The sequence below is a fragment of the Caldanaerobacter subterraneus genome (assembly GCF_004345675.1).
In the GTDB taxonomy this organism is placed as follows: domain Bacteria; phylum Bacillota; class Thermoanaerobacteria; order Thermoanaerobacterales; family Thermoanaerobacteraceae; genus Thermoanaerobacter; species Thermoanaerobacter subterraneus.
Genome location: NZ_SLWU01000043.1, coordinates 1 through 11,638, shown reverse-complemented (window position 1 = coordinate 11,638; position 11,638 = coordinate 1). Strand labels below are relative to the sequence as shown.

Sequence of the window (11,638 nt, the reverse complement as noted above, 5' to 3'; positions counted from 1 at the left end):
AGTTCTTAAACTTACACTCTGTATTTTATCAGGAGGTACTTATTTTTTCAAAGTCCATTCTCCCTTATTTTTTATTCATTACAGGAATGCTCCATATATTAAGTACAAAGCCCAAATATGCCATGGCAATTTCGCTAATGCAAAACCTAAATATGTGACTGCATAAATAATCCAGCCTAATCTTATTACATTAACTCTTCCTATTCTGTCGGATAATACTCCACTCGGTACTGACAATAAAGCATAAGACAGATTAAACATAGCTATAATTATCGGTATTGTTGACTCTTCTACACCCACACTTCGCGCTCTTAAAATTAAAAACGCATCGCTGCTATTACCAAGGGTAAACACAAGCATCACAACGAAAAATGTCAGAAATTTTCCTTTAAAAACAGATAAATCAAGCTTAAAAGATGAACTCACTCTCTCTCCTTTTTGCTCCACCACAAATAACCCTATGAGTATTATTGTGATAAAAGCCACAAGCCCTGCAATTAAGAATATCAACCTGTACCTTATAGAATCCATATAATTGGCAAATAGTATCATCAAGCCGGCAGTAATCAATGGTCCAAGAAAAGACCCTAATGTATCAAGCATTCTTTGAAACCCAAAGGAAAAACCCATGCTTTTCATTTTAGAAGATTTCGCTATAAGTGCGTCTCTTGGCGCATCTTTTGTACCTTTTCCAATACCGTCAATCAGTCTCAGCCCAAAAGCCATTGCAGCACCATTCGTCAATGGCAGTAATACTCTTCCAACAGCGGAAAATAAATATCCAATAAACACAATCGATTTTCTTTTCCCAATCTTATCTGAAATTATTCCGGATATTATTCTCATGATACTGACAACTGTAGTAACACTTCCCTCTATTAAGCCTACCATTTCCTTGCTCAATCCAAGAATTTGAGTATAAAAAGTAGGCAAAATAGGTACAATCATATCCTGGCTTAATCCTCCAAAAAATGCTACCCATCCCAACACTTTAATGTTATTATTTTCATTATTTTTTTCTTCCCTATTTTCCAATTGCCTCACCCTCCTTATTTGCCATTCTTGTTTTAATTTTTTTTAGAGAATCTTCAATGATATTTTTTGTTAAAATTGAGAATTTATCTCTGTTTTTTAAAAGAAATTTGTAGGACTTTTCACCGCCAATTTCTCCAAGAGCCCACACAACCATCTGCTCAATATACGGGTCCTTTCTTGTTTTTACGCTGTTTTGCAAATACTTTATCAATTCCCCTTCTGCTTTTTTTATTTTAAGTTCTCCGATTATCTCCGCAGCCATATAAGCCACATTATAATCTGGATGATTTAAAGCTTTTATGAGCTTTTCACTGTAATCATCATCTGATATATTTTTAAAATCGTACCCACAATTTGAGCATTTTTCTTCTCCAACTTCAGCTATCTTAAAACACACAGGACATATATACCTCATCCTTCATCAACCCTTATACCCAGCATCCTCTTAAGATGAGCATTTTCAGCTTTATAACCTTGTAACCTTATCTCAAGTGTTTGATTATCCCGCATTAACTGGAAATTTTTAAACTTCATTGCAGCATATTGAGACGCCATAGAAATAAGTTGTCTTCTCAAATCACTTTCATCAGGATTGTCCCGTTCTATTTTATATGCTTTTACTCCCATCTCAAAAATTACTCTATATGCATCTTCTTCTGTAAAACCGTCTTTTTTAAAATTGTCAATCAATTCTTTAATTTCACTAAAGCTCTCATCAGTAATTTCAAAAGAAATTTTAATCATAATAGCCACCTCCGAGCAATTTCAAAGCCCTTTCAATCGAATCTTTAGAGTCATACCACGGCTCATCATGAAATCTATAATCAAATTTTGTTATGAACCATTCCAGGTCGTTTATATTTTTCTCAATTGTGCTTTTATTTAGCTCTATTATCTTATCAATTTGTGGCGCAATATTTTTAGCAAGACCTATGAGCACATCTAAATGATGAAAACACAAGTTAGAGAAACCTTTAGAATGTTTTTCAACAAAATCTTTATCACTTTCCAAGATATCTAATAAAATGTGTACATGGTATGCGTCCCTCTCTCTTAAATACTTACAAACAAGACATTTCTCTTTTTCTATTTTTCTTCTTCTTTTTTTCTTCAATGTTTTGCTCATTTCTTCAATTTGTTGTAATTTATGGCTTATATTTGCTTTCAATGCAATTGCCAACCCTAATTTGTCATACGAATTATTCAGCAGTTCTAAATGGTAACGGCAAAAGTTGGTTTGACCTATTTTAATATACATCTCTGGGTCTTTTAAAATTTCATCTTCTAACAGGCGTTCACAATAAACTTTTTCTTCCTGTTCTATAATCTTACATATAGGACATCTGTCTTCGTATTTTTCAAAAGCTTCATATAAAGGAATGAATTCTAATTTCATCCAAATGCCACCCCTTGACGTTTTGTAGTTAATTTTTCCAAAATAAAAGATGGCTTCTACGAATCTTCGTAGAAGCCATCAGCCTTTACGGCAATTAAGGTGGGCTTCATCACCTTAAATATTCTTTTTTCCAATTTTCAATATTATTATAATATTTCTTTGGAGAAAATACAAGTATCAAATCCATTAATACAGATGACAAGCTACAAAATGTCCCTTTTCAACTTCTTTTAGTTCTGGTTCTACCTCTTCGCACATTTTCCCCTTTTTCATAAAGCATCTGGTACTAAATCTACAGCCTTTTGGCGGATTCACAGGAGATGGTACAGTGCCTTCTAATATTATTCTTTCCCTTCTTTTTGATTTATCAATAGAGGGAATAGCAGAAAGCAAAGCTTTTGTATAGGGGTGAAGTGGGTTGAAGAAAATATCCTCAGTTTTTCCCATTTCTACAATTTTTCCTAGATACATCACCGCAACTCTATCGCTTACATGATATACAACACTCAAATCATGAGCTATAAAAAGATAAGTAAGGTTTAACTCTTCCTTCAATTCCTCTAGAAGGTTTATAATTTGCGCCTGTATTGACACATCAATGGCTGAAACTGGCTCGTCAACCACAATAAATTCAGGGCTCATTGCCAAAGCACGTGCTATGCCTATCCTCTGCCTCTGTCCACCTGAAAATTCATGGGGATAAGAATCCATCTGCCTGTAATTTAAACCAACTCTATTCAAAAGATACATAATTCTCTCTTCTCTTTCGTGAGGGTCTTTTACGCCAGAGGCAATCAAAGGTACTGACAAAATCTGCCTTACTGTCTTCCTGGGATTTAAAGAAGAATAAGGGTTTTGAAAAATTATCTGTGCTTTTTTCCTGTATTCTTTTAACTTTTCTCCTCTTGCCTCTGTTATGTCTTCCCCTTCAAATATTATCTTTCCCTCTGTAGGTTCGTAAAGCCTTACAATTGTACGCCCTAGTGTAGTTTTCCCACAGCCGCTTTCTCCAACCAGCCCCAGAGTCTCCCCCTTGTTTATGTCAAGGCTTATATCATCAACAGCTTTCACAACCCTTTTCTTTTTCTTAGCTACAAGCTTCATTAACAAGTCTGGCTCTTCTATGAAATATTTCTTGAGATTTTTTATTTGAATAAAAACCCCATTTTCCATATCTAACACCCCATCTTTTAGAGGTACTTTATGCACCTTACAAATTCTCCATCTGAAACCTCAATTAAAGGAAGTTCAACTTCTTTGCATTCTTCCACTGCTTCTTCACACCGCTCATAAAAAGGACAACCTTTAGGTGAAAGAGAAGCCAAATCTGGGACATTTCCCGGTATGGCGTAAAGTTTTTCTTTTTTTCGTGTTATTTTAGGTATAGACTTCAAAAGTCCTTTTGTATAAGGATGCTTTGGTTCTCCGATGACCTTGTCTACAGGTCCTTTTTCCACCATTTGCCCAGCGTACATGACAGCTATTTCATCGCAAAACTCTGCCGCCACTGCCAAATCATGAGTTACAAAAATTATGGAGGTGCCGTTTACTTCATTTATTTGCCTCAATAAATCCAAAATTTGCGCCTGAATTGTCACATCAAGTGCAGTTGTAGGTTCGTCAGCCAGAAGTAGTTTAGGATTGCATGAAAGAGCAATAGCAATTATCGCTCTTTGCTGCATCCCTCCACTGAACTGATGCGGATATGAAAAATATCTCTTTTCAGGATATGATATCCCGACTTTTTCCATAAGTTCTACTGCCTTTTCATACTCTTTTTTTCTTCTGTCCCTTTCCCCGAGAAAACCTAATATACCTTCTTTTTCAGGCTTTATTATGTTGTGAACCCTCAAGGATTCCCTTATCTGCTCTCCTACAGGAAACACCGGATTTAATGTGGTCATTGGGTCTTGAAATATCATGGCTATGTCCTTTCCCCTTATCTCCCTCATCTGAGAAGCCGATTTTTTGAGAAGGTCCTCTCCTTCAAAGAGAATTTCCCCTTCTACAATTTTGCCCGGGTAAGGGACAAGCCTTAAAATAGAAAGCAAAGTCATGCTTTTTCCTGAACCCGATTCTCCTACCAGGCCTAAAATTTTTCCTCTTTCAAGTGTTAGGTCAATCCCATTTACCGCTTTTACTACTCCCCTGTCTGTCTCAAAAACCACTTTCAAGTTCCTAATCTCAAGCATTTATTCACTTCCTTCCACTTTAAGCCTTGGGTCTAATATATCTCTTAATCCTTCTCCAAAAAGGTTAATACTGAGTACCAGTATCACTAAAGCTATGCCTGGAAGAGTAGATATCCAGTAGGCGTCAAATATGTGGTTCCTTCCAGAGTTTATTAAAGAACCCCATGTAGGAATATCCGGTGGCACACCTAAACCTAAATAACTCAAAGATGCTTCCATTATTATCATGTAGCCCATTCTCAATGTGGCAAGGACAAATATTGACTGGAATATATTAGGCAGAATTTCTGATACAATTATCGCACCATTGCTTCTTCCCAAAGCCTGAGCAGCTTCTACATATTCTTTATTTTTCTCCTCCAAGACTTCACCTCTTACCAGCCTGAAAAATTCCACCCAGCTTTTAAATGTCAGAGCTAAAATCAAATTCCAGAATCCGGGCCCCAAAATTGCCATTACTCCCACCGCAAATATTAAGAAAGGAAAAGAAAGTAAAAAGTCAGCAAAGCGCGAAATCACCGTATCAACTGTTCCTCTGTAGTATCCTGCGATTGCTCCTAAGAAAGTCCCAATAGAGGCAGAAATCAAAACAGTCAAAAAGCCAACCAGTATTGATATTCTAGAACCGTATATAATCTGTGTCAGCAAATCCCTTCCTACCTGGTCAGTTCCCAGAGGATGTGCCCACGTTCCTCCACTCCACACAGGGGGCAATAGTCTTGCTGAAAGGTCTGAGTATTTAACGCTGTAAGGTGAAATAAAAGGTGCGAATACAGCCATTAAAATATAGGCTATGATTGTAAGCATTCCAATTAAAGCAGTTGGATGCTTTTTTATCTTCCCTAAAAGGCTTAAAAGGTTAGTTATTAAATTTGATTTTTTATAAGATACTTCATAATACTTTGCAGGCACTATTCCATTTTTTATAGTCATTCAAACACCCCCTACAGTTCAATCTTGGGGTCCAGATAAGTGTAGAGTATATCTACCAAAAGATTTGCCATGACAAAAGTGAAGGCGTAAAACATTACGACTCCCTGGACCAGAGGATAATCCCTGTCAAATATCGCAGTCACAACAAGCCTGCCTATTCCAGGCCATCCAAAGACATTCTCAACTATCATATTGCCTCCTAAAAGTGCTCCTACTTCCATGCCTAAAACTGTAACTGTTGGAATCAATGCGTTTCTTACAGCATGCTTAAGTATTACTAATTTCTCAGGCACTCCCTTAGCCCTTGCGAAGACCACATAGTCATTTCTTAAGACCTCCAGCATACTGGACCTCATAACTCTTGCCAAAACAGCTGCTAAAGGAGCTGATAAAGTTAGAGCAGGCAAGAAAAGATGCCTCAAACTGCTCACAAATGCTTCCCAGTCTCCAGCAAGAAGCGAATCAATCGTGTAAAAACCAGTTACCTTAGGTATATAAATTAGAAAATTTATTCTGCCCTGACTCGGAAGTAAATTTAATTTGGCTGAAAAAATTAGAATAAGTATTAATCCCAGCCAGAAAGAAGGCATTGATATTCCTGTAAAGGATATTGCCATCATAGTTCTGTCAAGCCAGGAATTCTGTTTGACAGCAGATATAATCCCTATGGGGATACCTATTAAAATCCCAAGAGTTAAGGCTGCCAGAGCAAGTTCAATTGTAGCAGGTAGAGTCTCTCTGATAAGTTCAATTACAGGAACTCCTTTTGTTATAGACTTTCCCAAATCTCCCTTTAAAAGATTTGTGAGGAAAATGTAAAGCTGTGTGTATATAGGTTTATCAAGGTTAAACTCCTTTTTTAAAAGCTCTATGTCCTGCTGTGATACCATGCTTTCTTTTCCCATCATTATGTCAACGGGGTCTCCCGGAGTAAATCTCATAAATACAAATACTGTTATGGCTATTGCTAGCATTATAGGAATTGTGTACAAAACTCTCTTTAAAACCTTCGCTTCCCTCATAAAAATTCCCCCATCCACTTTAGAGTAAAAAGGGTCATTAACCCCTTTTTACTCATTAGAAAGCTTCACTCTGTGCATATTTTCTCTACCGTCCATACTCGGCTGCCAGTTTTCTACATTTTTAGTCGCAGCTTCTACAGTCTTCAGAGAATATCCAAACACCCATGGAGCATCGTCATATATTATCTCCTGAGCCTTGTAATAAAGCTCTTTTCTTTTAGCATTGTCTGTCTCTTTTGCCGCTTCGTCTAGGAGCCTATCAACCTCTGGATTGCTGTAGAAAGAATAGTTTCCTCTTTCACCTGTCTTGAGCTTTGGATTTAAGAAATCAAATGGGTCAAGATATGCATTTCCCCAGTCAGTAAGGTACAACTGCCTGGTGCCTTTCTGTATTTCTGACTGCAAAACTCCCCATTCCCAGGTTCTTACAGAAGCTTTTATACCTACTTTTTCAAGCATGTTAACTATAGCCAAAGCTTCCTCTTCTCTAAAAGGCTGAGTATCTATTACAACTTTCAAATCGCGAACTCCAACCTCTTTTAAAAGCTCTTTTGCCTTGTCAGGATTGTACTCATAGGGCTTTAAATCTGTGTTCGCAGCAAAGGCATAGGGAAGCATTGGCCCTGCAAGTCTCACCCCATAGCCTTTGTAAATTTCTTTTACAATAGAATCCATGTCTATTGCGTAATTTAAAGCCTGCCTTACCTTTTTATTGTCAAAAGGTGGCATTTTATTGTTTATCTCAAGGATGTAGACTCTTGTTCCATCGTTCTCCTTTACCTGTATGTTTGGATTTTTCTTAAGCCTTTCTATCATATCAGGTGGAATGTACTGAACTATATTTACTTCTCCTTTTTCCAAAGCAGCTATTGCAGTAGAGGGCTCAGGTATCATTCTAAATACAACTCTTTTTAGACTTGGAGGACCAACAGGGGGAATGTCTAGAGAACCACCGTAATATCCATCATACCTTTCTAAAACTATCTGCTCATCCAATTTCCCAGATACATATTTAAAAGGTCCTGCTCCTATAGGATGCTTTAAAAATTCCTCGTACCCTACTTCTTCATAATATTTTTTAGGTATTATCTGCTGATGGACTAAAGCCTGAAGTAAAACTGGGAAAGGCTCTTTTAAGATAAATCTAACAGTGTAATCATCAATTTTTTGAACATCCTCCACGGGTCCCATTAAGCCTTTTCTTGGAGAAGTTTTCCCTTCAAGTCCTCCCTCTTTTATTATTCTATTAAATGTAAATACGACATCATCGGCTGTAAGAGGGTCTCCATTTTGAAAAGTTACGCCTTTCCTTATCTTAAATTCCCATTCTGTAGGCGATATAATCTCCCAAGACTCTGCTATTTCAGGGACTACTTTTCCATCGTATGTCCGCGTCACAAGCCCATCAAATATGTTTCTCAAAACTGTCTCAGTCTCTCTATCTCTGTAATCAGCCGGATCCAATGTCACAATGCTGCCCTTATTTAAAGCTATTACAATGGTTCCTCCATCTTTTTCTGAAGTTACTTTCTTAGAAGATGTACATCCCCCTAAAACAAGCAAAAGTGATAAAAGAAGTGCCAAAAGGATAGCAGTTTTTTTCATAATAAAATATACCCCCTTCAAATGTAAATTTATGGTAAGGACGGGGGTATAAAAAGGCCGCCGAAATATCCAGCGGTCCTGGATATTTCTCCTTCCCACGCTTGCGAGGTTAGCTGACGGGCTCGGGTCGAAGGAGTAACCCTACTCTTCCCGTAGGAAGAGATTCGCCCCAAAAGGTGGGTCCCCCGCCCCTTTTCGGGTTCAGCGATAACGATTAAGTTGTTGCTTAAATTGTACCATACTTTTACCAGTTAGTCAAATACAGACTATCCCAACCCGTCCTTTGTGTGATATAATTATCTTGAAAACAAATATAAAAGGAGTAGAAAGTCGTGACAAAGAACCTTAAACTTCGCACTTTTTTTCTTTTTGTATTTTTTCTAATCATTTTTTCCATACTTATAGGAAGACTTGTATGGATACAGGTTGTAAACGCTGAAAAGCTCTCCCTTGCCGTAGAAAGACAAACAACGGCAGACATAATAATAAGGCCCCAGAGAGGAAATATATACGATGTAAACGGCAATATACTCGCCTGCAATGTACCTGCTGTGGATGTTTACGCCTCTCCAAAATACATAAAAGACCCTGAGAAGGCTTCAGAAGAGCTGTCAAAATATTTATCTATCAGTAAAAATGATCTCTTTAAAGTTCTATCTAAAAAAGACTTGGAATGGACAGTCCTTGAACGATTCGTTCCAATGGAAAAAGCTCTATCTATAAAAAAGCTCAACATCCCTGGAATATATGTAGAGGATACTTCCATGAGAAACTATCCAAATGGGTCAATGCTCTCACAGGTCCTAGGCTTTACTGGAGTAGATGGAAACGGTCTATACGGCCTTGAATACTCCCTTGACAGGTACTTAAGCGGAGTTCCGGGAAGAGAGATATCTTTAGTGGATAGGGAAGGGCACAAAGTAGGAATACCCAGCAAATACTATAAGCCAAAAGAAGGAGAAGACGTAGTTTTGACCGTTGATTCCGTCATTCAGGCTTATGCAGAGAAAGCTATTAAAAAAGCTTATGAAAAGTACAAACCAGAAGATGGAATAACTGCAATTGTCATGAATCCAAAGACAGGAGAAATCCTGGCAATGGCAAATCTGCCGGACTTTGACCCCAATGACCCACAGAAAGTCCCATCTCAGGAATACTGGGCAAATCCCGCCGTATCCAGTATTTACGAGCCCGGTTCTGTATTTAAAGTGATAACAGCAGCGGCGGCATTGGACTCGGCTGTGGTAACCCCTGATGAACAATTCTTTGATCCAGGGTATTACGTAGTGTCAGGCAAAAAAATTAAAAGCTGGACAGTTCTAGGAAATATTACTTTTTCTCAGGCTATAGAAAAGTCCAGCAACACAGTCTTTATACAAGTCGCCGAAAGGTTGGGGTTAGACACTTTTTATAAATACATACAGGCCTTTGGCTTTGGCGCTCCTACAGGCATTGAACTTCCTGGCGAAGCAAGCGGAATGATTTTGCCTAAGGATAAGGTGTATCCTGTTGACCTTGCCACCATGTCCTTTGGACAGGGAATTGCAGTAACTCCCATTCAGATGATTACAGCCTTCTCAGCAGTTATAAACGGCGGAGACCTCATGTACCCACATATTGTAAAATACATTAAAAGTGAAGACAAAATTGTAAAAGAATTTAAACCCCAAGTAGTGAGACAGGTAATATCCAAAGAGACTTCTGACACCCTAAGATACATATTAGAAAAAACAGTAACAGAGGGAACAGGACAATTGGCTCAGGTTCCCGGTTACAGAGTAGGCGGTAAAACTGGTACTACAGTAAATTATCAGAAAGGAAAATACACTGCTTCCTTTGCAGGCTTCGCCCCTGTGGAAAATCCAAAAATAGCGGTTCTTGTCATTGTAAAAAATCCGACGCAGAGCGGTCATATGGGAGGAGAAGTAGCTGCTCCAATAGCCCAGGAAATACTGAAAGACACACTCACTTATTATGAAGCAGTGAGAAAATAGCTCACTCGCCTACTTCTTTTTTTATCCCCTCAATGACCTCATAAGCGCTCTTTCCTTCCTTAATCCCTTCCTTTACTCTTTCAATAACGAGGTTATCGACCTTCTCCCACTTATCCCATAGGGGAGGCAGTTCTGTGTATTTCACCGCCTCTTCAATCTTTTTCATCTTCTCCTCGCCAATCTCTATTCCCTTTTTTGTAGGTACATACCCTAATTTTAATACTCCTTCTTGATCTTGTACAATAAATTTTATAAGCCTATATTCCATCTCTAACTTCTTTAAATCTTTGTCTTTTTTTATGCCATACCCGTACACTTTTGGAGAAATTGTCAGAGGGATGCCACTTTCTCCCGTAGGATAAAAAGCCACATCAAACTCAAATAATTTGCCCTTTTTAAACAGATTGCTAAGCTCAGCAATTTTATAACTTTCTTCCACTAATGCAGCTGTATTTTTATATAGAGTAAACTCATCCCACAGTTTTTTTCTATCTCCTTCCAGTGAAACTGGATTTATCACACTGTATCTTCCAGCCATGTCAAGCACTTTTTGAAGTGAGGAAATCGCCTGTGGTCCAAAAAAAGCGTATTTGCCCTTGTCATAAACTTTTCCTCCGTCTAGCATCAAAAAGCCCCAAAGGCTGTAACTGCCATTAAAAAGCGGTATACCCAATCCAAATACAGGTTTTTTATCATCCTTTTCTGTGACCTTTATCATACCATTTAAAAATTCTTCATAATTCCAATATCCTTTTTCAGGCAGGCTTATCTCCTTATCTTCAAATATTTCTCTGTTTATAAAAATCACATTTGTGTACATACCCAAAGGCAGTCCGTATATGTCTTCTTTTAAAGACAGGGCTTTTAATACCTCTTCATTGTATTCACTTTTCTCTTCTTTTGATACAAAATTTGTAATAGGTTGTAAAAAATCCTTGTATAACCGCACAAGCTCCAGATTAACTGGAAATACATCCGGAAGAACTCCTTTTGAAAAGGCCTCTTTTAACCTTTCTATTCCATCCCCCTCTGAAATAGGCTCAAAATCTATCACAACACCAGGATATTTATTCTGGAAAGCCCGTATCTTCTTTTTTATAAATTCAAATCCTGATGTATCCTCATCAAAAGGGTGAGGAAAATCCCAAAAGGTTATTATGCCTTTGAAACTTTCTTCTATCTTTCTCTCTTCTAATTCCGCCTTTTTTTGAGAATTCATATAAAAAGGCCAGTAGGCTAAAAACAAAAAAATCAAAAGGTATAAAAACCAGGTAAAGGCCTTTTTCACATCATATCACCTCATAATAAACTATATTCTCTCACCGCCTTATAAATAACTAAAAAGGCAGGGAGATTTTCCCCTGCCCTCAGTTTGTTGACAAAGCAAAATTTTAGCCCCTGTTTTCTTAGTACCGAAAGCAGGGGCTGTATATATCTGGATAAAATTTTCTTTAAAACTCC

Annotated in this window: 11 protein-coding genes and 2 riboswitches; of the genes, 1 reads left to right on the top strand and 10 read right to left on the bottom strand. The window is 37.7% G+C overall.

Translation table 11 applies throughout. The features are described from left to right. Positions 1-78: 78 nt before the first annotated feature. The 9 genes from EV203_RS12480 to EV203_RS12440 form a co-directional block, all read right to left on the bottom strand. Positions 79-1,035, bottom strand: coding sequence for an MFS transporter (locus EV203_RS12480; RefSeq protein WP_243700702.1), 957 nt, complete (start codon positions 1,033-1,035; stop codon positions 79-81). Continuing rightward, on the bottom strand, positions 1,025-1,450 hold the full coding sequence (locus EV203_RS12475; RefSeq protein ID WP_132040828.1) for a HEAT repeat domain-containing protein: 426 nt from the start codon (positions 1,448-1,450) through the stop codon (positions 1,025-1,027). Before EV203_RS12475 ends, EV203_RS12480 begins: the two co-directional genes overlap by 11 nt. Beyond that, the gene (locus EV203_RS12470; protein ID WP_011026063.1) at positions 1,447-1,779 is read right to left on the bottom strand and encodes a hypothetical protein; all 333 of its coding nucleotides are present in this window, start codon (positions 1,777-1,779) and stop codon (positions 1,447-1,449) included. The genes EV203_RS12475 and EV203_RS12470 overlap by 4 nt, the downstream gene beginning before the upstream one ends. After that, positions 1,772-2,431, bottom strand: coding sequence for a DUF6062 family protein (locus EV203_RS12465; protein ID WP_011026064.1), 660 nt, complete (start codon positions 2,429-2,431; stop codon positions 1,772-1,774). Before EV203_RS12465 ends, EV203_RS12470 begins: the two co-directional genes overlap by 8 nt. Positions 2,432-2,493: 62 nt before the next feature. After that, a riboswitch (Fluoride riboswitch) is annotated at positions 2,494-2,554 on the bottom strand. A 63-nt stretch (positions 2,555-2,617) separates the two neighbouring features. After that, positions 2,618-3,604: an ABC transporter ATP-binding protein gene (locus EV203_RS12460; protein ID WP_132040827.1), complete on the bottom strand. Its 987-nt coding sequence runs from the start codon at positions 3,602-3,604 to the stop codon at positions 2,618-2,620. 17 nt (positions 3,605-3,621) lie between these two features. Continuing rightward, on the bottom strand, positions 3,622-4,623 hold the full coding sequence (locus EV203_RS12455; protein ID WP_132040826.1) for an ABC transporter ATP-binding protein: 1,002 nt from the start codon (positions 4,621-4,623) through the stop codon (positions 3,622-3,624). Beyond that, a complete protein-coding gene (locus tag EV203_RS12450; RefSeq protein WP_132040825.1) occupies positions 4,624-5,556 on the bottom strand; it encodes an ABC transporter permease in 933 nt (310 codons plus the stop codon). It abuts the gene before it with no gap. Positions 5,557-5,567: 11 nt separating this feature from the next. Continuing rightward, on the bottom strand, positions 5,568-6,578 hold the full coding sequence (locus EV203_RS12445) for an ABC transporter permease (RefSeq protein WP_009610585.1): 1,011 nt from the start codon (positions 6,576-6,578) through the stop codon (positions 5,568-5,570). 48 nt (positions 6,579-6,626) lie between these two features. Further along, positions 6,627-8,183, bottom strand: a complete 1,557-nt coding sequence (locus EV203_RS12440; protein WP_132040824.1) for an ABC transporter substrate-binding protein — start codon at positions 8,181-8,183, stop codon at positions 6,627-6,629. Between the two features lie 83 nt (positions 8,184-8,266). After that, positions 8,267-8,400: riboswitch (cyclic di-AMP (ydaO/yuaA leader) on the bottom strand. A gap of 115 nt (positions 8,401-8,515) precedes the next feature. On the opposite strand from EV203_RS12440, the gene EV203_RS12435 reads away from it, so the two are divergent. Then, positions 8,516-10,177: a peptidoglycan D,D-transpeptidase FtsI family protein gene (locus EV203_RS12435; protein WP_132040823.1), complete on the top strand. Its 1,662-nt coding sequence runs from the start codon at positions 8,516-8,518 to the stop codon at positions 10,175-10,177. Position 10,178: 1 nt separating this feature from the next. Here EV203_RS12435 and EV203_RS12430 read toward each other — a convergent pair whose 3' ends face one another. Continuing rightward, positions 10,179-11,465 (bottom strand): ABC transporter substrate-binding protein, encoded by a 1,287-nt coding sequence (locus EV203_RS12430; RefSeq protein ID WP_132040822.1) that lies wholly within the window; start codon positions 11,463-11,465, stop codon positions 10,179-10,181. Positions 11,466-11,638 lie beyond the last annotated feature (173 nt).